The sequence below is a fragment of the Acetanaerobacterium sp. MSJ-12 genome (assembly GCF_018917875.1).
GTDB classification, from domain to species: domain Bacteria; phylum Bacillota; class Clostridia; order Oscillospirales; family Ruminococcaceae; genus Bittarella; species Bittarella massiliensis.
In genome coordinates this window covers 302,143-324,396 of record NZ_JAHLPK010000003.1, presented here as the reverse complement: position 1 = coordinate 324,396, position 22,254 = coordinate 302,143, and the positions used below count along the sequence as shown (strand labels likewise).

The window sequence follows — 22,254 nt, the reverse complement described above, 5'->3', positions numbered from 1 at the left end:
TCAGTGTTCCTCTTTTCTGTATGCGGTGGGCGCGGTCTGCGCCCCTTCGTGGGGGAGGGAAAAGTCCCCTGGCAGGAACCAGGGGCGCAGGGAAAAGGTCTTTCCCTCCAGATAGGCGAGGGGGCTGTCCCCCTCGGGGTGGAGGCGGAGGAGGTAGGCGCAGAGGGCCTGTCGGGTGTAGCGGTCGGTGGGGCCGCCGTACTTGCCGTCCCCCAGCAGGGGGTGGCCGGCGGCGGCGAGCTGGGCCCGTATCTGGTGGGAGCGGCCGGTGAGCAGGGTGATTTCCACCAAGCTGTCCTCCCCCAAGGGGGCGATGACCCGGTAGCGGCTGTGCACCGGCTTGCTGCTTGGCTGGGGGGTGGGGTAGACCCGGGAGCGGTTTTTCCGCCCGTCCTTGACGATGTGGCCCTGCAGTTCCCCCCTGTCGGGGGAGAGGGCGCCGGCGGCCAGGCAGAGGTATCGCTTCTCCGCCCGCCCCTCCCGAATGAGCCGGGTCAGCTCCCGCAGGGCGGCGGCAGTTTTGCCAAAGAGCACCAGCCCCTGGGTGTTGCGGTCCAGCCGGTTGCAGGGGGCGGGGGCAAAGCTGTGCTCCCGCTGGGGGAGATAGCTGCCGTTTTGAATGAGGTGGGCCAGGGCCATCTCCCGCAGGGAGGGGGAGCCGCTGTCGTCCGGCTGGGTGGGCACCCCCACCGGCTTTTCCAGCACCAGCACCTGCGGGTCCTCGTACACCACCCGGCAGGGCTCCAGCGCGGGGGGGAGGGTGAGCCCCGCCCCCCGGCTTTCGCGGGGGGTGACCCCTTCGGGCAGGTAGAGGTCCAACTGGTCCCCCTCCTGCACAAAGGAGGAGAGCTCGACCCGTTTGCGGTTGAGCTTGATTTTTTTCTGCCGGTTCCACTTGTAAAAGAGGGAGGTCGGGCAGTCCGGCAGCAGCTTTTTCAGCAGGCGGTCCAGCCGCTGGCCCCCGTCGTTGGGGCCGATGGAATACTGGTACAAAACAGGCGCTCCTCTGTCGTAGCTTTTTTTGTGGGAATGGGGTATAATGGCCGCAAAGCAGCTGTTATACCGAGGGCGGCCGGGCAGGCCCGCAAACGCTGTTTGCTCCCTGCCCGATGGCCAACACCACCGCTCGCCTTGCGCTTGTGGTATAATGGATGCGCGGCGAACGCTGTCGAATGGGCCCCTTTGCCCCGCTTCGGGGGGCGGCGGGCCAAATTCGCATATCTGTCAGTATAACCCAAACGCCGAGAGATTACAAATGCGGCTTTTGCGCCGCTTCTTTCCGAGGTGAATATGAGCGACGAACACAAGGGCCACCGGGACCGCACCCGGCAGCTGTTTTTGCAGATGGGCGGGGAGGGCCTGCCCGACCATATCCTGTTGGAGATCCTCCTCTACTACGCCATCCCCCGGCGGGATACCAACGAGCTGGCCCACCGCCTGCTGGACGCTTTTGGCGGCATCAAGGGGGTGCTGGAGGCCGACGTGGACGAGTTGCAGCAGGTCCCCGGCATCGGCTACAACGCGGCGGTGCTCCTCAAGCTGGTGCTCTCCCTCTTTCGCAGCTATTTAAAGGACATGCAGTCGTTTGAAAACGTCCTCGACTGCACCCAGAAAATCGGGGATTACCTGATCCCCATGTTCATCGGCAAGACCGACGAATCCCTCTATCTGCTCTGCTTCAACGACCGCTACAAGCTGCTTCGCTGCGAGCTGATCGCCCAGGGCATCCACAACGCGGTCTCCATCAACCAAAAGAAGATCGTGGAGCGGGCCGCCCTCTCCAAGTGCAGCCGGGTGGTCATCGCCCACAACCACCCCGGCGGGGTGGCCCTGCCCTCGGACGAGGACGTCCGCTCCACCCTGCAGATCCACAACACCCTCAAGGCCCTGCACATCCAGCTGGTGGACCACATCATCGTCTCGGGGGACGACTACATCTCCCTGGCCGACAGCAACATCTTTGTCGCCCTTTAGGGCGGAGAAAAAGGAGGAAAAAATGACTGACTGGTACCTGGAAAACGACGACACCGAACCGGTGATCCAGGCGCGGGTCCACGCCCGCAGCGAGCACCGGGGGGAGCCCCTCGACCTGCCGGAGACGGCGGTCCTCTTCTTTCAGTCCCAGGGGGTGCCCTATCTGCAGGCGCACCATCCCGTCGTCACCCTGACGGAAATGCTGCCCCGCTTCCTCTTTCCCACCCCCGTCTACGCGGTGAAGGGGGAGGAGGGGGTCTGTTTTCTGGACGGCGGCCGGGGCGCGCCCCAGGGGGCCGACACGGTGGAGACCCTCTTTGCCCTGGGGGTGAAGAAATTCATCCTGGTGGGCTACTGTGGCTGCTTTGCGGGGGAGGTGGGGCTCTGCGACGCCGTCGCTCCCCCTCGCATCTTGGTGGAGGAGGGGACCAGCCACCACTACCACCCCCACATTCGCTGGGCCGCCCCCTCGCCGAAACTGCACCGGCAGGCGGTGGCGTTCCTCTCCCCCCGCCTGCGGGTGTGGGAACAGCCGACGGTCACCACCGACGCCGTCTACCGCCAGACGGTGCGCAAGGAGGCGCTCTGGCGGCAGCAGGGCTGCGTGGGGGTGGACATGGAGGCATCCGCCGTCCTGAGCGTCAGCCAGTACCTGGGGGCCGAGGCGGTGGCCCTGTTGCTGGTCTCGGACAAACACCCCACCGCCGAGGACCCCACCCCGTGGAGCTGGGGCGTCCGCCGCCGGGTCGAGGCGCGGGACCGCTTCTTTCAGGCGGCCATCGACTTCGCCTTTTCGCAGGGGCGGTAGTGGCTTGTCCCCGCGCGATTTGACCTCGCTGAGAGCCGAGGGCCGCTGGCCCCCGGCTCTTTTTGGCGGGGCGGCAGGCCTTTCTCTCGCCACTTCTTCATATCTCTTCATCGATTTATAGGAAAATCGACAAGGGGTTTTTGAGAACTCTCCTGTACAATGAGGGACAGAGAGGAGGAGAGAACGATGCATCGATTGGAAGCATATGCCAGGCTGGCGCTGATTTTTATTGTGGCGTTGGCGATTTTGTACCTGCCCGTCTTGTTCTTTTTGAAGAAGCGGGGAAAGCCCGTTTCCCGGCAAATCAGCTACTTGGGGCTTGTCTGCTCCCTTTTTCTCATCGCCTTTGCGACGATTTTCTTCACCCCGATTTCCTTTCACCCGGGGACGCACACTTTGAATGTCGTCCCCTTTGCATGGGTGGGGGCGGGGGACGATCTCTCCCTGCTCATCGTCGAAAAGGTCCCCAATGTCTTGCTTTTTATTCCGCTGGGATTTTTTCTCCCCGCCATCTTCCAAAAGATGAGGCGGCTCTCTGCCGTCGTGCCGGTTTCATTTTTGACCACCTTCAGCATCGAGTTTTTTCAGTTTTTTATAGGGCGTTCGTCCGACATTGACGACATCATAGCAAACCTGTTGGGCGCCGTGCTCGGATATGGCCTGTTCAAGCTGCTGGGCGCCCTTTTCCACAGCAAAAGCCACTGGAAATCGTTCATCGGGAGCCGCTAAAATGGAATGCCGCCCTTAAATAGACCACTTTTTTGTGCGGTCAGGGTCCCTTGCAGGCACTTGCCGCAAGGACCGGGGGAGAGCTGTGCGGCAGCCGCCGACCAAACGCCTGTCCACCGCTTCTCTGGCGGCGCTGGTTTGGCTGTCGCCCCTGTAGGATCCATGTGGGAAAGAAATAATTGGGTTGATTTGGCATCGACAAAATGCTACAATAAAGACACATATATCGGTATACGGCAAAGGGACGACTGCTTGCCGCCGACCGGGTGCTCTCAATCCCCTTCGATCGGCGTGCAGCCGCCTCTTTTTAACGGCGACAAGGGCGGGGCGGCCCTTCGACCGGTGTCGGTTTGGCCGACGGCAGGGTCTGGAGAGAGCGGACACCTGCCCTTTTTATTGGTGCAGGGCAAAGGGGGGCAGGCCCCCTAAAAAACAGGCAGCAGAGTGAGGACAGGTGGGCTTTGATGAAAAAGACGCCGGGGAATACAGGCCGGAAAAGTGGGCTGTACCAAGACAGGAAGAGCCTTTTTCGCATGGCGGGGAGCTTGGCGCTGGTGCTGGTGCTGATTGCCGGCGTGCTGGTGTTTGTCAACAGCATCAACGACAACCTGCGGGAGGACACCGAGAGCGGCATCAAGAGCATGACCAAGATCGGCGCGGACTACATCGAGGAGTATGTCGACCAGGACATGCGCTGTCTCGGTCAGCTGTCGGAGATGATTGCCCTGCTGCCGGAGGAGCGGCGGCTGGGGCAACTTCAAAAGTACGTGGAGCAGGGCGTTTTCAGCCGGGTTGCGCTGGTGTATGCCGGTGGTCACGGCGTCTTTGACGACGGCGCGGCGATCGCCCCTGAAACCGACATGCAGTGGAGCGACTTTCCCGCGGGCAGCGACATCAGCGACGCCTTTTTCGGCTGGAACGGCAGAAAACAGGTGGCCATGCGCACGCCGGTCACCCTGGGCGACGGCTCGCAGGCCATGCTCTACGGGTACGTGGAGCTGGAACACTACTACGTCCCGGCGGCAATGGAGTTTCTCGGCGGCCGCGGCTTTGCCTACATGATCGACGGGGCGAGCGGGGACTACCTGGTCTACACCAAAAATACGGTGGCCCAGCGGACCTACGCCTCCCTCTACAACACCCTAGAGGGGAGCGGGAACCCCGAGGGCTCTCTGCAAAAGGTGAAGGAGTTGGTGGAGGCCGGCCGCTCCGGGAGCATCGTCCTCACAATCGAGGACACCACCAACTACCTCTATTTCACGCCGGTGGCGGGTACCCCCGGCTGGTACATGACGGCGATCGTGCCGCTGGGCGTGATCCAGCAGGCCCGCAGCTCGATCCTCTTTCTCATGTCGGTCGTCTGCGCCTTTATCTTTGTCTGTGTGATCGTGCTGATGCTGCTGGTCAACAGCCGGAAGCGGGATGCCGCCCTCTCGCGGGAGAGGGGGTACCGCGACGCCCTCTTCGGCCTGATTGCCGAGAATGTGGAGCAGGTCTTTATGATCTACAACGGGCGCCGCCACCGGATGGAGATGGTCTTTCAAAACTCCCTCCAGGTACTGGGGATTCGGGACGATGTCTGCCGGGAAGACCCCATGCTGTTCTTCGGGCGCTGCGGAAGCGATGCCCTGCGGCGGGCGGCCAGCCAGATGCTGAGCGGACTGCTGCACAAAAATGTGGGGGAGGAGTGCCGGTACAACCACCCGGACGGCCAGACCCTTTGGCTCAAGGTGAAGATCCTGCGCGTTGGCGGCAACGAGGCCGAAAACCGCTACATCGTGGCGGTGGAGGACCAGACCGCCGAGCGGGAGATCAGAAAGAACCTGGACGACGCCCTGGCGGCGGCGGAGACGGCCAGCCGGGCCAAGAGCGACTTTCTCTCCTCCATGAGTCACGACATCCGAACCCCCATGAACGCCATCATGGGGATGACCGAGCTGGCGCTGTTGCAGGGGGACTGCCCCCCGCGGGTGAGAGAACTGCTGCAGAAAATCAGCAGTTCCAGCCGCTATCTGCTGAGCCTGGTCAACGACATTCTGGACATGAGCAGGATCGAGAGCGGGAAACTGCACCTCAAGTTGCAGCCGCTGCGGGTCGAGGAGGAGATCCAGAAGGTCGCCAACATCATCCGCAGCCAGGCGGAGGAGCGCGATCAGACCTTCACCGTCAAGGCCGACAAGCTGCGCTACAGCACCATCTACGGCGACGCGCTGCGGGTCAACCAGGTGCTGATCAACATCCTGGGCAACAGCGTCAAATTTACCCCCGACGGGGGAGCGATCTCCTGGGAGATCGCCGAGTTGGAGGACGAGCCGGGCTGGGTGAAAATCAAGCAGACGATCCGGGACAGCGGCATCGGCATGGCGGCGGAGTTCCTGCCCCACCTCTTTGACTCCTTTGAACAGGAAAACCGCGGGCAGGCCGGTCGGTCGGGCAGCGGTCTCGGCATGGCGATCGCCAAGAGGCTGGTCGACCTCATGGGCGGCTCCATCTCGGTGGACAGCGCGCCGGGCAGGGGGACCACCTTTGTCGTGGAGCTGCGCTTTCAAATCGCACAGGGCGAGGAGGGGCCCCAGACAGAGGGCGCGCCGCTCTCCCACAGCCGCGCTCTGCCCGCCGGCACCCGGGTGCTGCTGGTGGACGACAACAGCCTGAATCGGGAGATCGCCGTGGAGATGCTCTCTCTCTTCGGCCTGGCGGTGGAGACGGCTGTAAACGGGGCAGAGGCGGTGCAGAAGTTCACCGCCAGCGAGCCGGGGCACTACCGCGCCGTGCTCATGGACATTCAGATGCCGGTGATGGACGGCTATGACGCGACCCGCGAAATCAGGGCTCTCTCGCGGCCGGACGCAAAGGCCATCCCAATTGTCGCCATGACCGCCGACGCCTTTGCGGAAGACGTTCAGAAGGCCGCCGACGCGGGGATGGACGGGCATGTGTCAAAGCCGGTTGACTTTGAGCAGCTGTATGAGATCCTGCGAGAGCTCTTGCAGTAAAAAGGGGGAGGGGCACAGGTGAAACACCTAAAGAGAGGGATGGCGATCGCGCTCTGCGCGGCGATGGCGGCCGGGGGACTTTGCGGCTGCGAGCCCAAGAGCGGGATGCGCCTGGACGAGGAGACAGAGCCCGTCGTGCTGTCGTTTTTCATGCCCATGGGCGCCCAGAAGAAGGAGGGCGCCAACATATTCTTGAAACTGATCGACCAGTACAACGCCTCCCACAGCGACGTGCAGGTCGAGGTGGAGGGGATCTCCATAAAGGACGGGTACAACGAGGTGTTGGAGCGCCGTCTGGCGTCCGGCCAGGGGGACGACCTCTTCACCGTCAACGCGGACAGCGTCAAGTCCTTTGCCGCCAACGGGTATCTGTGCGATCTGTCCGGGCTGCCGGCCTGCAGCCGCCTTTACCCCGCGGCGCGAGAGCAGGCGGAAATAGGCGGGTTGGTCTACACCATCCCCCTCACCATGGCGGCCTACGGGATGTATGTGAACACCGACCTGCTGGCAAAATACGGCCTTGAGCCCCCTGCGGACTACAGCTCCTGGATGCACTGCTGCCAGGTGCTCAAAGAGGGCGGGGTGACCCCCTTTGCCGTCAACCGCTGGTACGCCATGACCGTGCCGGTGATGGCGAGGGGTCTCTACAAGCTCTACCAGTCCGAGCATTACGGCGAGCTGGTGGAGGGCCTCAACGACGGGAGCGTCCCCATCGGCGACTACATGTTAGAGGGCTTTCAGATGTTCGAGGAGTTCCTGGACCAGGGCTATTACGGGGACGACCTGACCCGGGAAGGGGTGGACAGCGTTCCGGCCCGCACCACCGACCTGCAGGATTTTCAAAACCAGAAGGTCGCCTTTGCCTTTTTCAGCAGCGGGGTGGAGAAGTACTTTGTCGACGAGGGGGAGGGGATGCCCTATTTGGTGCAGGGGGTGCCCGCTCTCCCGGAGGGGACAGTCTGTCTGCCCTCCATTGCCGACCGCCTCTGTGTCAATGCCAACAGCGAACACCTGGAGGAGGCGCTGGAGGTGGCGGAGTATATAACAGACGCCACCGCCGCGGAGCTGTTGACAAACGGGGACGGCTCCCTGCCGTCGCGGGAGGGTCAAGAGGGGGTGCCGCTGGGCGCTGAGCACATGCAAAGACTGCTGCCCCTGGTCAACCGGGAGGGGCAGATCCCCATTGAGGACATGAACCTGCACTTCACCTATTGGGACACCACCCGCACCCTCTGCCTAGAGATGATCGACGGTCTCTCTGCCCAGGAGGCGGCGGAGAAGTACAACGCCATCCAGCTCGAACAGATTGGAAAGTACGGGGACGAGTAGGGGGGCCGGGGAGGGCTTGGACGATCCTGTCCAGCCTCTCTCCGGCTTTTTGCGTGGGAAAATAGGGGAAGGCTGCTTCCGAAGTCCCGCGCCCTCTTGCCCCCTGCTGTGCAGTGGTCGGCGCCCCTGCATTTCCCGCGGCGATTTGGCAAAAATAGATATAAATTTCAATTTCTTACAAACAAATGTTTTTCCTTGTGAACCTTTTAAAGAGGGGGCCGCTGTGCTATAATATAGACTCGAGTTCTTGTGTGTGCGCCTTTGCCCGCCCGAGGAAAAAAGGGGGGACAAGGGCGGTCACACACGTCTTATATTGTCTGTTTTTTGAGATTTTTAGTGTTTGTCTGGTTTATCTCGTCCCCGCCCGGCGGGGGCGGCAGGGAGGTGCAGAAATGGGAAATACGAACGGGTCTTTCAAGCTGGTCTCCCCCTATCAGCCCACCGGCGATCAGCCCCAGGCCATCGCCCAGCTGGTGGAGGGGATCGAGCGGGGGGACAAGGAGCAGACCCTGCTGGGGGTCACCGGCTCGGGCAAGACCTTCACCATGGCCAACGTCATCGCCCAGGTCAACCGGCCCACCCTGGTGCTGGCCCACAACAAGACCCTGGCCGCCCAGCTCTGTTCGGAGTTTCGGGAGTTCTTCCCCGAAAACGCGGTGGAGTACTTCGTCTCCTACTACGACTACTACCAGCCCGAGGCGTACGTGGCCTCCACCGACACCTACATCGAAAAGGACTCCTCCATCAACGAGGAAATCGAGAAGATGCGCCACTCGGCCACTGCCGCCCTCTCGGAGCGGCGGGACGTCATCCTGGTGGCCAGCGTCTCCTGCATCTACTCCCTGGGCGACCCCATCGACTACCGGACCATGGTCATCTCCCTGCGCCCGGGGATGGAGAGGAGCCGGGACGACGTGGTCAAGCAGTTGGTGGACCTGCAGTACGAGCGCAACGACGTCAACTTCACCCGCAATAAATTCCGGGTGCGGGGGGACGTGGTGGAGGTCTACCCCGCCTACTCCACCGAGACGGCGGTGCGCATCGAGTTCTTTGGCGACGAGGTGGACCGCATCTCCGAAATCAACCCCTTGACGGGGGAGAGCAAGAATGTGCTGGGCCACATCGCCATCTACCCGGCCAGCCACTACATCGTCCCCAAGGAGAAGATGCAGCGGGCCATCACCGACATTCAGGACGAGCTGCGCGAGCGCATCCAGTACTTCAAGTCCCACGACAAGCTGCTGGAGGCCCAGCGCATCGAGCAGCGCACCATGTACGACATCGAGATGCTGCAGGAGATCGGCTTTTGCAAGGGGATCGAGAACTACTCCCGCACCCTCTCCGGCCGGGCGCCGGGCAGCACCCCCAACACCCTCATCGACTACTTTCCCGACGACTTCCTCCTCTTTGTGGACGAGTCCCACGTGACCCTGCCCCAGGTGCGGGGGATGTTCGCCGGCGACTACGCCCGCAAGAAAAACCTGGTGGACTACGGCTTCCGCCTCCCCTCGGCCTTTGACAACCGCCCCCTGAATTTCGACGAGTTCTACGGCAAGATCAACCAGGCGGTCTTCGTCTCGGCCACCCCCGGCGACTTTGAGCGGGAGAAGAGCACCCAGATCGTGGAGCAGGTGATCCGCCCCACCGGCCTCACCGACCCCGAGGTGATCGTCAAGCCCATCGAGGGGCAGATTGACGACCTCTACACCGAGATCCAAAAGCGCACCGCCCGCAAGGAGCGGGTGATGGTGACCACCCTCACCAAGAAGATGGCCGAGGACCTGACGGCCTACCTGGAGAACATGGGGGTGCGGGTGCGGTACATGCACCACGGCACCGAGACCATCGAGCGCATGGAGATCATCCGCGACCTGCGGCTGGGCGAGTTCGACGTGCTGGTGGGCATCAACCTGCTGCGGGAGGGGCTGGACATCCCCGAGGTCTCCCTGGTGGCCATCCTCGACGCCGACAAGGAGGGCTTCCTGCGCAGCGAGACCTCCCTGGTGCAGACCATCGGCCGCGCCGCCCGCAACGCCGGCGGCCAGGTCATCATGTACGCCGACGTGGTCACCCGCTCGATGGAGGCGGCCATCCGCGAGACCGAGCGCCGCCGCGCCATTCAGCAGGCCTACAACGAGGCCCACGGCATCGTCCCCAAGACCATCATCAAGGCGGTGCGGGACGTCATCGAAATCTCCAAGAAGGACACCGACGACGTCAAGAAGTACAAGCGCCTCAGCCGGGAAAAGAAGGCCGAGATGATCAACAAGCTGACCAAGGAGATGCGCCAGGCGGCCCAACTGCTGGAATTCGAGCAGGCGGCCTTCCTCCGCGACAAGATCGAGCAGCTCAAATCCTTAAAGTAAAGCGAGGAAATACGACAGTGGCAATGGACAAAATCGTCATCAAAGGGGCCCGGGAGCACAACCTGAAAAACATCGACATCGAGATCCCCCGGGACAAGCTGGTGGTCTTTACCGGCCTCTCCGGCTCGGGCAAGTCCTCCCTGGCCTTCGACACCATCTACGCCGACGGCCAGCGCCGGTACGTGGAGAGCCTCTCCTCCTACGCCCGCCAGTTTCTCGGGCAGATGGAGAAGCCGGACGTGGATCTGATCGAGGGGCTCTCTCCGGCCATCTCCATCGACCAGAAGACCACCTCCCGCAACCCCCGCTCCACCGTGGGCACCGTCACCGAGATCTACGACTACCTCCGCCTCCTCTACGCCCGCATCGGCATCCCCCACTGCCCCATCTGCGGCAAGGAGATCAAGCAGCAGACCGTCGACCAGATCGTGGACAAGGTGCTGGCCCTCCCCGAGGGCAGCCGCATCCAGGTGCTGGCCCCGGTGGTGCGCGGGCGCAAGGGAGAGCACGTCAAGGAGTTTGAGTCGGCCAAGCGCTCCGGCTTTGTGCGGGTGCGGGTGGACGGCAGCATCTTCGACCTCTCCGAGGAGATCAAGCTGGAGAAGAACAAGAAGCACACCATCGAGATCGTGGTGGATCGGCTGGTCATCAAGGAGGAGATCAAGTCCCGCCTGACCGACTCGCTGGAGACCGCCACCTCCATCTCGGGCGGGCTGGCGGTCATCGACGTCATCGGGGGGGAGGAGATGCTCTTCTCCCAAAACTACGCCTGCCCCGACCACGACATCAGCATCGAGGAGCTCTCCCCCCGGATGTTCTCCTTCAACAACCCCTACGGCGCCTGCGAGAAGTGCACCGGCCTGGGCACCTTTTTGCGGGTGGACCCCGAACTGGTGGTGCCGGACAAGTCCAAGTCCATCCGCGGGGGGGCCATCCGCGCCTCCGGCTGGTACTACAAAGACGCCTCCACCATCTCTCACATGTACTACGACGGGCTGGCCAAGGCCTACGGCTTTACCCTGAACACCCCCTTTGAGGAGATTTCGGAGGAGGGGCAGAACGCCATCCTCTACGGCACCGGCGACCGGGCCATCGACATGACCCGCCAGAACGAGTACGGCACCGGCAAGTACAAGACCACCTTTGAAGGGATCGTCAACAACCTGGAACGCCGCTTCCGCGAGACCAACTCGGCCTGGATGCGCGAGGAGATCCAGGAGGTCATGAGCTCGGTGCCATGCCCCGACTGCGGCGGCAAAAAGCTGAAAAAGGCCTCCCTGGCGGTGACGGTGGCGGGGAAGAACATCATCGACTTCACCGACCTGTCGGTGGTGGACGCCCTGCGCTTCATCGACTCGATGGAGCTCACCCCCCGCGACGAGATGATCGCCCACCAGATCCTCAAGGAGATCAAATCCCGGCTCAACTTCCTGCGCAGCGTGGGGCTGGGGTACCTGACCCTCTCCCGCGCCGCCGCCACCCTCTCGGGGGGGGAGAGCCAGCGCATCCGCCTGGCCACCCAGATCGGCTCCTCCCTGGTGGGGGTCCTCTACATCCTGGACGAGCCCAGCATCGGGTTGCACCAGCGGGACAACGACAAGCTCATCGCCACCCTGCGCCACCTGCGGGACATCGGCAACACCCTCATCGTGGTGGAGCACGACGAGGACACCATCCGCGCCGCCGACTACATTGTGGACATCGGCCCCGGGGCGGGTGTCAACGGGGGCGAAGTAGTGGCCCAGGGCTCTCTGCAGGACATCGAGGGCTGTGCGCGCTCCATCACCGGCCAGTACCTCTGCGGGGTCAAGAAAATCGAGGTCCCCGCGACCCGGCGCAAGGGGAGCGGCAAGTTCCTCGAGGTCAAGGGCGCGGCCCAGAACAACCTCAAGGACGTGAACGTGAAGATCCCCCTGGGCACCTTCACCTGCGTCACCGGGGTCTCGGGTTCGGGCAAGTCCTCCCTCATCAACGAGGTGCTCTACAAGACCCTGGCGCAAAAGCTCAACGGCGCCAAGTCCAAGCCGGGCAAATGCCAAAAGGTCCTGGGTCTCAAACACCTGGACAAGGTCATCGGCATCGACCAGTCGCCCATCGGCCGCACCCCCCGCTCCAACCCGGCCACCTACACCGGGGTGTTCACCGACATCCGCAACTTCTTCGCCCAGACCGCCGACGCCAAGGCCAAGGGTTACAGCTCCAGCCGCTTCTCCTTCAACGTCAAGGGCGGACGCTGCGAGGCCTGCCAGGGCGACGGCATCATCAAGATCGAGATGCACTTCCTGCCGGACATCTACGTCCCCTGCGAGGTCTGCGGCGGCAAGCGGTATAACCGGGAGACTTTGGAGGTAAAATACAAGGGCAAGAGCATCTACGACGTGTTGGAGATGTCGGTGGAGGAGGCCTGCGCCTTCTTCGAGAACATCCCCCGCATCCGCGAAAAGCTGCAGACCCTGCTGGACGTGGGGCTGGGCTACGTCAAGTTGGGCCAGCCGGCCACCACCCTTTCGGGCGGCGAGGCGCAGCGGGTCAAGCTGGCGCTGGAACTCTCCCGCCGGGCCACCGGCAAGACCGTCTACATCCTGGACGAGCCCACCACCGGCCTGCACACCGCCGACGTGCACAAGCTCATCGACGTGCTGCAGCGGCTGGTGGACGCGGGGAACACCGTCATCGTCATCGAGCACAACCTGGACATGATCAAGGTGGCCGACTACCTCATCGACATCGGCCCCGAGGGGGGCGACGAGGGGGGCGAGATTGTCGCCACCGGTACCCCCGAGCAGGTGGCCAAGGTGGAGCGCTCCTACACTGGACAATATTTGAAAAAAATGCTCTGAAATCGAAAGAGCCCCTTTACAATCGTGGAGTAATTCAGTATAATTGGGTCAGAAACCAAATCAAAGAAAAAAGGAGTGTTCCACAATGGCAAAATATGTTTGCACTGTGTGTGGGTACGTGTACGACGAGGCCGCTGGCGCCCCTGACGAGGGGATCGCCGCCGGCACCAAGTGGGCCGACGTGCCCGACGACTTTGTCTGCCCCCTCTGTGGCGTGGGCAAGGACATGTTTGAAGAGCAGGCGTAAAAGAAGCGATCGGGGCAGCCGCCTGTGGCGCGGCCGCCCTTCTTTTTTGCCAGGACTGTCAAAAGAAAAGGGGAGATCACTTTGTCCGGAACCAAGAAAATCAAGGACGGCATCTACTACACCGGGATCCTCAACCCCAACATGCGGGTCTTCGATGTGGTGATGCGCACCGAATACGGCACCAGCTACAACGCCTACACGGTGGTGGGCAGCGAGAAGACCGCCCTCATCGACGCCTCCCACCTCACCTTTGCCGAGGACTACCTCGAGACGCTGGAGCAGGTCTGCGACATCGCCAAGGTGGACTACCTGGTGATGAACCACTGCGAGCCCGACCACTCGGGCGCGGTGGCAAAACTCGTTGAAAAATACCCCGACATCACCGTTTTGGTGAGCCAGGCGGGCAGCATCTACCTCAAGGGGATCACCAACAACCCCAACATGAAGGTGGAGGTGGTCAAAAACGGTGACACCCGCGACCTGGGCGGCAAGACCTTGACCTTCCTTTCGGCCCCCTTCCTCCACTGGCCCGACTCCATCTTCACCTACCTGCCGGAGGACAAGGTGGTCTTTACCTGCGACTTCCTGGGCGCCCACTACTGCGAGCCCCTGGTGTGGGACAACAAGGTCACCTATCCCAAGGCCTATGAAGAGGCGGTCAAGGTCTACTACGACGCCATCTTCTCCCCCTTTGCCAGCTATGTGCGCAAGGGGCTCGACATCCTCTCCACCCTCGATTTTGACACCGCCTGCACCAGCCACGGCCCCATTTTGACCAAGGGCTGCTGCCTGGAGTGGGTGATGGAGCAGTACCGCCAGTGGAGCGCCGAGCCCGCCGGCGAAAAGCCGCTGATCCCCATCTTCTACTGCTCGGCTTACGGCAACACCACCCAGCTGGCCGAGGAGATCCGCGCCGGCATCCTCTCGGTCAAGCCGGAGGCGGAGATCCCCCTCTACAACGTCATCGAGCACGACCTGGGCGAGCAGGCGGCGGCCCTCAACCGAAGCACCGCCTTCCTGCTGGGTTCGCCCACCATCAACCGCAACGCGGTGCCCCCCATCTGGAACCTGTTGGCCCACATCGACGCCATCGGCAACCAGAAAAAGCCGGTGGCCGTCTTCGGCTCCTTCGGCTGGAGCGGCGAGGCGGTGCCCCTGCTCAACGGCTACCTGAGCAACCTCAAGTTCAATGTGGCCATGGACGGGCTGAAGGTCACCTTTGTCCCCAGCGAGGAGGATCTGAAAAAGGCCTTTGCCTACGGCAAGGAGTTTGCCGAGAAACTCTAAACAGCGCGCGAAAAAGGACCGGCCCCGCGGGGTCGGCCCTTTTTTGTGCCCCGCCCCTGGCGCCGGCTGGGGCGTTTCTGGTATACTGGTGGCAGAGAGAACACCCACCCGCGCCCGGAAAGGGGGAGTCTGCCGTGAAGCCCTTTGACACCGCTCGGCCGCTGCGGGGCGGGGCCCGTCTGGCCCTCTGCCTCTGTTTGCTGCTGGCCCTGTTTCCCGCCGTCGCCCAGGCCGATATGGGCCCCAAGCCCCAGGTCATCGTGGTGGTGGAACACCCGCCCCAGGGGGAGTACTACCTGGACCTGCTGGTCCCCGAGGGGGACTACGACAACCTGGGCGACCGGCGCGCCCAGTATGACCCGCAAAAGCTCGCCCTGCTGGCCGACTACCGGGAGGGCGGGTGGCACGCCGGTCTGACCGTCGGCACCCGCGCCCCCATGTGGGGCGACTTGCAGGGAGAGGCGCGGGGGGAGAGCCGCCGCCACACCTTCGGCTACTTCGGGGTGCCCGACCGCTTCAAACTCCTTGTCGCCACGCCGGAGGGGGGCTGCGGGTCTCCGACTGGGTCGATCGGGTCACCTTTCAGACCACCCTGACCTACGACTACCAGACCGGGCAGATGGCCCGCCCCAGCATCTGGCTGGCCTACCTGCGCCAGTTCGCCGTGACGCTGCTGCCCACCCTCCTCATCGAGGGGGTGTTGCTGCTGGCCTTCCGCTTCCCCCTCAAGAAAAACGGGCTGGTCTTCCTGTTGGTCAACCTGGGCACCCAGCTCTTTTTGACCGCCACCCTGGGGCGGCAGCTCCTGCTGCACGGGCTGCTCGCCGGTTACGCGGCCCTCGTCCCCCTGGAACTGGCGGTGGCCGGGGCCGAGACCCTTCTCTACCTCTACCTGCTGCGGGGGCAGGGGAGGGGCCGCCGGGTGGCCTACGCCCTCACCGCCAACGCCGCCAGTGCCCTGGCGGGCTGGCTGCTGCTGAAGTGGGAGTTTTGGCTGCACTTTTCCAGCTAGAGAGAAAGAGCGCTCCCTTCTCCCCGCACCGGCGGGGGAGGGGGCGCTCTTTTGTTTGGGGAAAAAGGGGCCGGGCGACGGGGTCACACCAGCTTTTCAAAGGGGACCTGGGCCACCTGAAAGCGCCGGCCGCTCAGGTACTGCAGCACCCCCTCGCCGGGGGGGAAGGCAAAGGTCACCTCCCGGGAGTAGAGGGCCTGGTAGGGCTGGTGGTAGCGGCGGTTGACCGGCTCCCGGCCGTACTTGCCGTCCCCCAGCAAGGGGTGGCCGGCGGCGGCGAACTGGGCGCGGATCTGGTGGGTGCGCCCGGTCACCAGCCGGGCCTCCACCAGGCTCAGCTCCCGGTTCGCCCGCAAGACCCGGTAGTGGGTCACCGCCTGCTTGGCCCCGGGGCGGGGGCTGTCGCCGACGTAGACCCGGCTCTTCTTGCTGTCCTTGAAGAGGTAGCCCGTGAGGGTCCCCTCCCGGCGGGGGAGGCGGCCCAGAACCACGCACCAGTAGGTCTTTTGCACCTGCCGCAGGCGGATGCGCTCCAGCATCTCCTCCAGGGCGGGCTGGTTTTTGGCGGCGATGACGATGCCCCCGGTCCAGCGGTCGATGCGGTTGCAGAGGGCAGGGGGAAAGGTCTCGCCGGGGCGGTACTCCCCCCGGTCGTAGAGGTAGCGCTGGATCTGGGCCTCCAGGGTGTTGACCCCCTCCTCCCGGTCGGGGAGGACCAGCAGTCCCGGATACTTGTCCGCCAGGAGGATATTTTCGTCCTCGTACACTACCTGAAATCGGGGCTTGACCCGCAGGTAGGCGTTTTCGGGGGAGGGGCGCTGAAAGAACTCGTCGTTGAGATAGCACTCCAGCCGGTCCCCCGCCTGCAACCGGTGCCCGGGCTGGGAGACCCGCTTCCCGTTGACCCGGACGCGGCCCTTGCGCAGAAACTTGTAGAGAAGGGGCTGGGGCAGACCGTGGGTCAGCTCCCCCAGCAGGGCGTCCAACCGCCGCCCGTCCGCCGCCCTGTCCACTGTGAATTCCCTCAAAAAACAACCTCCCCTCTGCCGCTTGGCGGGCAGAGTTTGGCCCGCTGCGGCTGCGCTCCCATCATATCACAAAAACCCCTCTGGGAAAAGCCGCTTCCCGGGGATTTGCCGTGCGCGCGGGGGCAAAATATGGTATAATAACCACCAAGTGGCGAGTGTGCCGGGGACGGCCGGGCAGATGCACAAACGCTGTATGCTCTCTGCCTTCTGGCCATCCCCCTGTGCACACCCGGCGCTTGTGGGAGAATGGCGGCGAATGCAGCCGTCGCCCGGCTGGCGAGCGGCTGTTCCCCGGCGTTGGGGGCGCGTCGGACCCTGTCGGGCGGTTCGCGTCCGGTCGGCAGGGCGGTCCGCCTTTTACCAGGACGGGCGGCAGCGCTTTTCAGGGCCGGTGCAGTCCCGCCCCGGGGAGACGGCTTGCCGACCGCCCAGTGTGGGAGGTCAGCGGCCATTCCCCGCAAACTCCGCCGGGGCAAAGATCCGCCGCCGGGCGGTGAGGTCGCCGGGCGAGTGGTTTGAGGGGGGCGGTTTTGACCCATCCTCAAACGGCCCCCTTTTGGGGCGGCTCGGATTGCCTTTTTACCGCTGGACACCCCGGCGGAGGGAAAATGATTTTTGAGATGCGGCTTCCCCGCTCGCGGGGAGAGCTGTGGGAATATGTGAAGAGAGGGCGTTGGTTTTGGAAATTTTGGAACCCAGCAGATACGGAGAGTACGAGGCGTTTGTCAGCGCCCACAAAAACGGCGGCTTTACCCAGTCCATCCACTGGCCGGAGGTCAAGGCCGGCTGGGGCCACCGGGTGGTGGTCTCCCGCAATGCGGCGGGGGAGATCGTGGGGGGGATGCTCATCCTCACCAAAAAGGTGCCGGGGCTGAACCGCCACTTTCTCTATGCCCCCCGGGGCCCGGTTTTTGACTACGGCGACGAGGCCGTCTTTGCCGACTTGGTCGAAGGGGTCAAGGCGGTGGCCAAGTTGGAGCACGGCTTTGCCTTTAAGATGGACCCCATGGTGATGACCGGGGACACCGCCTTTGTGGAGATGGCCCGCAAATACGGCTTCACCTACACCGAGGACCAGACCGACGACGACACCATCCAGCGCCGCAGCAACTACATGCTGCCCCTGGCCGGGCGCACCAAGGAGGAGCTGCTGGCCAGTTTCCACCAGAAGTGGCGCTACAACATCCGCCTGGCCGGGCGCAAGGGGGTGGTCTGCAAGGTGGGCACCAAGGCAGACCTGCCAGACTTTATGAAGGTCTACCAGGTCACCGGCCAGCGCGACGGCTTCAACACCCGCCCCATGAGCTACTTCGAGCGGATGCTCGACGCCCTGGGCGAACAGGTGCGCCTCTACCTCTGCTACTACGAGGGGCAGCCCATCTCCGGCGCCATCACCACCAACTACGCGGGCAAGACCTGCTATGTCTACGGCGCGTCGGACAACGCCTTTCGCAACGTCATGCCCAACCACCTGATGCAGTGGGAGATGATCCAGTGGGCGGTGGACACCGGCTGCGTGGTCTACGACTTTCAGGGCATCCCCCTGGACCTGTCGGGGAACGACCACATGCACGGGGTCTACCTCTTCAAAAAGGGCTTTAACGGCCAGGTGGTCACCTTTGCCGGGGAGTTCGATTTGGTCTTTACCCCCTGGGTGGAGAAATTCGTCGATTTTTCTGAAAAGCTGCAGGCCAGGATGCGCAAGCGCCGGGCCCGCAAAAAGGCCAAAGCGGCCAAGGCCAACTAAAGGCCGAGAGGGGAGAGAGGACAGATGGGTTGGATCATTTTGTGGGCGGTACTGGGGCTTTTGCTGCTGCTGATTGCCGCCATCCTGGTCAACACCCTGCGGGTGGGGACCAAGTCGGTGTCGCCCCAGGGGGCGCCCCTGCCGCCGGAGGAGCGGGTCGAGCACTACGCCGAGACCCTCTCCCGGATGCTGGCGCAGGAGACGGTCACCGTGGCCCCGGGCGGGGACCTGTCAAAGATCTACGCCTTCCACCGGCTGCTGGAGGAGCTCTACCCCAACATCCACCGCCAGTTGGAGCGGGTGGAGCTGGACGGCGCCCTCCTCTTTCGCTGGAGGGGGAGCGGCCGCTCCGACCGGCTGCCCCTGCTGCTCATGTCCCACATGGACGTGGTGCCCGCCGAGGGGGCGTGGAGCCACCCGCCCTTTGCCGGCGAGGTTGAGGATGGGGTCATCTGGGGCCGGGGTGCGGTGGACACCAAGGGCTCCCTCTGCGGCTTTATGAACGCGGTGGAGGAGCTGCTGGCCGAGGGGTACGTCCCCCCGCAAGACGTCTATCTGGCCTCCTCCTGCAACGAGGAGATCAACGGCCCCGGCGCCCCCGCCACGGTGGACTACCTGGCCGCCCAGGGGGTCAAGCTGGGCCTGGTGCTGGACGAGGGGGGCGTGGTGGCCGACAGCCCCCTGCCCGGCCTCGACTGCAAGTTCGCCATGATCGGTTTGATGGAGAAGGGGAACGCCCAGGTCAAGTTTGTGGCCAAGTCAACAGGCGGCCACGCCTCCACGCCCCCCAGGGGCACCCCCCTGGCCCGGCTGGCGGGGATGGTGAACTACATAGAGAAGAAAAATCCCTTCTCGGTGCAGTTCACCCCGCCGGTGGAGGGGATGTTCCGGGAGATGGCCCCCTATATGAGCATGCCCCTGCGGCTGGTGCTGGCAAATCTCTGGCTCTTTAAGCCCCTGCTCAAGTCGGTCCTCCCCAAATTCAGCGCCCAGGCCGGGGCCATGCTCCAGACCACCTGCGCCTTTACCATGGCCGCGGGGAGCGAGGCGGCCAACGTCATCCCCCAGGAGGCGTCCATCACCGCCAACCTGCGCTTCATGTCCCACGAGCGCAAGGAGGCCACCATGCAGAAGCTGCGCGCCATCGGCGAGCGCTTTGACGTGGAGGTACAGCTGGTATCGGGGTGGGACTGCTCGGGCGTCTCCTCCGCCGACAGCTACGGCTACCAGGCGGTAAAGGCCTGCGTGCAAAAGACCTTCCCCGAGGCGGGGGTGGCCCCCTACATCATGTTGCAGGGGAGCGATTCCCGCCACTACGAGAGGATTTGCGACTGCGTGCTCCGCTTTGCCCCCCTCTCCATCGACAAACAGCAGCTGGGCAGCATCCACGGGGTGGACGAGAACCTCGGCGTGGAGGCGCTGGCCAAGGCCGTTCTCTTTTACAAGGAGCTGGTGCAGAGCTATTCGCCCGCCGCACCGGCAAAATCAGAGCACAGACAAGGATAAAGTATGAAAAAAATAGCCAAGGTCCTGCTCAGCAGGATCGTCATCGTGGGGGTCTTGATCCTCCTGCAAGCGGCCTTTCTGGTGGTCGCCATCTGGCGCCTCAGCGAGGAATTTGTCTACTTACAGCCCATTCTCATCGTCCTCAGCGGCCTCTGTGCTGTCTGGGTCATCTCCAAGGACGACAACCCGGCCTACAAGATCCCCTGGATCCTCATCGTCATGGCCCTGCCCATCTTCGGCGGGCTCTTCTACGTCTTTTTCGGCAACAACAAGGTGCCCCGGGCCCTGCGCGGCCGGGTCAGCGAAATCTACGACAAGACCAAGGACGAGTTGATCGCCAACCGGGTGGTCACCGAGGAGATCGAGTCCTTGAGCAGGCACACCGCCAAACAGTCCCTCTACATCAGCAACAACTCCTTCTACCCGGTCTACAAGAACACCGAGACCTGCTACCTCTCCCCGGGGGAGCGGATGTTTGAGAAGCTGGTGGAGGAGCTGGAAAAGGCCCAGCACTTCATCTTTATGGAGTACTTTATCGTTCAGGCCGGGGTGATGTGGGACACGGTGCTGGAGATCTTGGAGCGCAAGGCCGCCCAGGGGGTGGATGTGCGGATGCTCTACGACGACGTGGGCAGCCTGGTCACCCTCCCCAGCGGCTACTACAAGGAGCTGCGCCAGAAGGGGATCAAGTGCTACGCCTTCAACAAGTTCCGCCCCCGGTTGCAGATGCAGATGAACAACCGCGACCACCGCAAGATCACCGTCATCGACGGGTATGTGGGCTTCACCGGCGGCATCAACCTGGCCGACGAGTACATCAACAGATACGAGAAGCACGGCCACTGGAAGGACGCCTCCATCATGCTCAAGGGGGAGGCGGTCTGGAACCTGACGGTGATGTTCCTGCAGTTCTGGCAGTACGAGACCAAGAAGGGGGAGGAGTTCAGCCAGTTTCGCCCCGAGCGGTACATGCCCGCCCCCTGTGAAAACGACGGCTATGTGCAGCCCTACGCCGACAGCCCCATGGACGACGAGATCGTGGGGGAGCAGGTCTACCTGAACATCATCAACAACGCCACTGAATACGTCTATATCAACACCCCCTACCTGATCGTCGACAACGAGGTGGTGACCGCCCTCAACCTGGCGGCCAAGAGCGGCATCGACGTGCGGATCGTCACCCCCCACGTGCCCGACAAGTGGTATGTGCACATGGTGACCCGCTCCTACTACAAACAGCTGCTGGAAGCGGGGGTCAAAATCTACGAGTACACCCCCGGCTTTATCCACTCCAAGACCTTTGTCGCCGACGACAAGGTGGCGGTGGTGGGCACCACCAACCTGGACTTTCGCAGCCTCTACCTGCACTTTGAGTGCGGTGTCTGGATGTACCGCTCCAAGGCGGTGCTCCAGCTGAAAAAGGACTTCTTGCAGACCCTGGAGTGCTGCGAGCAGATGACCATGAAAAAGTACAACGCCATCCCCCTCTACAAGCGGATGTTCGCGGCGGTGCTGCGGGTGTTCTCCCCCCTGATGTAGGGGGCTGTGGGGCCGGACGGCCAAGAGGAGAGCGCGAGATGGAACTTCACCAGATGACCGGCCTGGGCCGGGTGGCGGAGGAAAAGCTGCGCCGCGCGGGGATCGAGACCCCGGAGCAGCTGCGGGAGGTGGGGGCCAAGGAGGCTCTGCTGCGGGTGCGGCTGCACGCCGACCCGGGGGCCTGCCTGCACCTGCTCTACGCCCTGGAAGGGGCCATCCGCGGCCTGCCGAAAAAGGAGCTGCCCCCCGATGTGAAGGCCGATCTAAAGGCCTTTTACAGCGGTTTGGAGAGAGGGTAAACGGCTGCGGCCGGGCCGCAGAGAGGGGAGAGAGAAAATGAACATCATCTCACTGACCGACATTCTCGACTGCAACCACCTGTTGGAGGAGCGGGGCCTGGCCTTTCGCGTCCACCTGCGGGATGCCTGCGGCAAACAGTCCTGCTGGATCGAACCACTGGGGGAGTGCGCCTGTTCCGGCCGCTTTGAGGAGATGCGGCAGACGGTGGAGGCGTTTTTCGCCGCCCGCCGCTTTCGCATCACCTACGGCGACGAGGAGAAGCTCAATTTCTGGGTCGATTGAACTCGCGCCCTGTCAAAAGGGAGGTGGGGACCCGTCGACAAGGCTGGCGGTTTTGTCATATTGCGGGCAAAGCCCCAAGCTGCTGGCCGCGCCTTGAGGCGCGTTGGTGCGACCCGCCGCTTGTACGCGTTTGTTGCTTGCTGCCCGCAAACGGGTCCATCTATTCTTTGATTGCCGTCTGGTCTTCAACCTGCCCTTCTTTGGGCTGGCTTGGGTGCCCTCTGCTGTCTTTTTGGCACGCTTGCTTGCGGTATCAATGCAGTA

General features: G+C 63.3%; 18 protein-coding genes. 16 read left to right on the top strand and 2 right to left on the bottom strand.

The window, feature by feature from the left end; all coding sequences use genetic code 11:
- Entirely contained in the window at positions 1 to 993 is a 993-nt protein-coding gene (locus KQI11_RS05250) for an RluA family pseudouridine synthase (RefSeq protein ID WP_216401321.1), read from the bottom strand.
- 297 nt (positions 994 to 1,290) lie between these two features.
- Between KQI11_RS05250 and KQI11_RS05245 the strand changes: the two genes are divergently transcribed.
- From KQI11_RS05245 to KQI11_RS05195, 11 genes are all read left to right on the top strand, one after another.
- Entirely contained in the window at positions 1,291 to 1,974 is a 684-nt protein-coding gene (locus KQI11_RS05245) for a JAB domain-containing protein (RefSeq protein ID WP_021658287.1), read from the top strand.
- A gap of 22 nt (positions 1,975 to 1,996) precedes the next feature.
- The gene (locus KQI11_RS05240) at positions 1,997 to 2,782 is read left to right on the top strand and encodes a nucleoside phosphorylase (RefSeq protein ID WP_216401320.1); all 786 of its coding nucleotides are present in this window, start codon (positions 1,997 to 1,999) and stop codon (positions 2,780 to 2,782) included.
- 186 nt (positions 2,783 to 2,968) lie between these two features.
- The gene (locus KQI11_RS05235; protein WP_216401319.1) at positions 2,969 to 3,511 is read left to right on the top strand and encodes a VanZ family protein; all 543 of its coding nucleotides are present in this window, start codon (positions 2,969 to 2,971) and stop codon (positions 3,509 to 3,511) included.
- Positions 3,512 to 4,044: 533 nt separating this feature from the next.
- Positions 4,045 to 6,507, top strand: coding sequence for an ATP-binding protein (locus KQI11_RS05230; protein WP_216401318.1), 2,463 nt, complete (start codon positions 4,045 to 4,047; stop codon positions 6,505 to 6,507).
- An 18-nt stretch (positions 6,508 to 6,525) separates the two neighbouring features.
- Positions 6,526 to 7,836, top strand: a complete 1,311-nt coding sequence (locus tag KQI11_RS05225) for an ABC transporter substrate-binding protein (RefSeq protein WP_216401317.1) — start codon at positions 6,526 to 6,528, stop codon at positions 7,834 to 7,836.
- A 392-nt stretch (positions 7,837 to 8,228) separates the two neighbouring features.
- Positions 8,229 to 10,202 (top strand): excinuclease ABC subunit UvrB, encoded by a 1,974-nt coding sequence (gene uvrB / locus KQI11_RS05220; RefSeq protein ID WP_185915066.1) that lies wholly within the window; start codon positions 8,229 to 8,231, stop codon positions 10,200 to 10,202.
- Positions 10,203 to 10,219: 17 nt separating this feature from the next.
- On the top strand, positions 10,220 to 13,042 hold the full coding sequence (gene uvrA, locus KQI11_RS05215) for an excinuclease ABC subunit UvrA (protein WP_216401316.1): 2,823 nt from the start codon (positions 10,220 to 10,222) through the stop codon (positions 13,040 to 13,042).
- Positions 13,043 to 13,127: 85 nt separating this feature from the next.
- Complete coding sequence (locus KQI11_RS05210) at positions 13,128 to 13,289, top strand: rubredoxin (protein WP_021658277.1); 162 nt, start codon at positions 13,128 to 13,130, stop codon at positions 13,287 to 13,289.
- 81 nt (positions 13,290 to 13,370) lie between these two features.
- Positions 13,371 to 14,576, top strand: a complete 1,206-nt coding sequence (locus tag KQI11_RS05205; protein WP_242861768.1) for an FprA family A-type flavoprotein — start codon at positions 13,371 to 13,373, stop codon at positions 14,574 to 14,576.
- A 134-nt stretch (positions 14,577 to 14,710) separates the two neighbouring features.
- Positions 14,711 to 15,172 (top strand): hypothetical protein, encoded by a 462-nt coding sequence (locus KQI11_RS05200; protein ID WP_216401315.1) that lies wholly within the window; start codon positions 14,711 to 14,713, stop codon positions 15,170 to 15,172.
- 23 nt (positions 15,173 to 15,195) lie between these two features.
- Positions 15,196 to 15,588: a hypothetical protein gene (locus KQI11_RS05195; protein WP_216401314.1), complete on the top strand. Its 393-nt coding sequence runs from the start codon at positions 15,196 to 15,198 to the stop codon at positions 15,586 to 15,588.
- A gap of 83 nt (positions 15,589 to 15,671) precedes the next feature.
- On the opposite strand, the gene KQI11_RS05190 is transcribed toward KQI11_RS05195, so the two are convergent.
- A complete protein-coding gene (locus tag KQI11_RS05190; RefSeq protein ID WP_216401313.1) occupies positions 15,672 to 16,616 on the bottom strand; it encodes an RluA family pseudouridine synthase in 945 nt (314 codons plus the stop codon).
- A gap of 679 nt (positions 16,617 to 17,295) precedes the next feature.
- Between KQI11_RS05190 and KQI11_RS05185 the strand changes: the two genes are divergently transcribed.
- Genes KQI11_RS05185 through KQI11_RS05165 form a run of 5 tightly spaced genes read left to right on the top strand, consistent with a single transcriptional unit; the run spans position 17,296 to position 21,990 of the window.
- Positions 17,296 to 18,363: a lipid II:glycine glycyltransferase FemX gene (locus tag KQI11_RS05185; RefSeq protein WP_216401312.1), complete on the top strand. Its 1,068-nt coding sequence runs from the start codon at positions 17,296 to 17,298 to the stop codon at positions 18,361 to 18,363.
- Positions 18,364 to 18,387: 24 nt separating this feature from the next.
- On the top strand, positions 18,388 to 19,869 hold the full coding sequence (locus tag KQI11_RS05180) for a M20/M25/M40 family metallo-hydrolase (protein WP_216401311.1): 1,482 nt from the start codon (positions 18,388 to 18,390) through the stop codon (positions 19,867 to 19,869).
- Positions 19,870 to 19,872: 3 nt separating this feature from the next.
- On the top strand, positions 19,873 to 21,408 hold the full coding sequence (gene cls, locus KQI11_RS05175) for a cardiolipin synthase (protein ID WP_216401310.1): 1,536 nt from the start codon (positions 19,873 to 19,875) through the stop codon (positions 21,406 to 21,408).
- Positions 21,409 to 21,446: 38 nt separating this feature from the next.
- Positions 21,447 to 21,707, top strand: a complete 261-nt coding sequence (locus KQI11_RS05170) for a TfoX/Sxy family DNA transformation protein (RefSeq protein ID WP_185915073.1) — start codon at positions 21,447 to 21,449, stop codon at positions 21,705 to 21,707.
- Positions 21,708 to 21,744: 37 nt separating this feature from the next.
- Positions 21,745 to 21,990 carry an RDAC family protein gene (locus KQI11_RS05165; protein WP_216401309.1) on the top strand — a complete coding sequence of 82 codons (246 nt, stop codon included), beginning with the start codon at positions 21,745 to 21,747 and terminating at the stop codon, positions 21,988 to 21,990.
- Positions 21,991 to 22,254: the final 264 nt, after the last annotated feature.

Coding starts and splice junctions, on each gene's coding strand:
- KQI11_RS05170 (WP_185915073.1), top strand. CDS start 21,447: ATGGAACTTCACCAGATGACCGGCCTGGGCCGGGTGGCGGAGGAAAAG.
- KQI11_RS05210 (WP_021658277.1), top strand. CDS start 13,128: ATGGCAAAATATGTTTGCACTGTGTGTGGGTACGTGTACGACGAGGCC.
- cls (WP_216401310.1), top strand. CDS start 19,873: ATGAAAAAAATAGCCAAGGTCCTGCTCAGCAGGATCGTCATCGTGGGG.
- uvrB (WP_185915066.1), top strand. CDS start 8,229: ATGGGAAATACGAACGGGTCTTTCAAGCTGGTCTCCCCCTATCAGCCC.
- KQI11_RS05195 (WP_216401314.1), top strand. CDS start 15,196: ATGGCCCGCCCCAGCATCTGGCTGGCCTACCTGCGCCAGTTCGCCGTG.
- KQI11_RS05165 (WP_216401309.1), top strand. CDS start 21,745: ATGAACATCATCTCACTGACCGACATTCTCGACTGCAACCACCTGTTG.
- KQI11_RS05230 (WP_216401318.1), top strand. CDS start 4,045: ATGGCGGGGAGCTTGGCGCTGGTGCTGGTGCTGATTGCCGGCGTGCTG.
- KQI11_RS05235 (WP_216401319.1), top strand. CDS start 2,969: ATGCATCGATTGGAAGCATATGCCAGGCTGGCGCTGATTTTTATTGTG.
- KQI11_RS05180 (WP_216401311.1), top strand. CDS start 18,388: ATGGGTTGGATCATTTTGTGGGCGGTACTGGGGCTTTTGCTGCTGCTG.
- KQI11_RS05240 (WP_216401320.1), top strand. CDS start 1,997: ATGACTGACTGGTACCTGGAAAACGACGACACCGAACCGGTGATCCAG.
- KQI11_RS05245 (WP_021658287.1), top strand. CDS start 1,291: ATGAGCGACGAACACAAGGGCCACCGGGACCGCACCCGGCAGCTGTTT.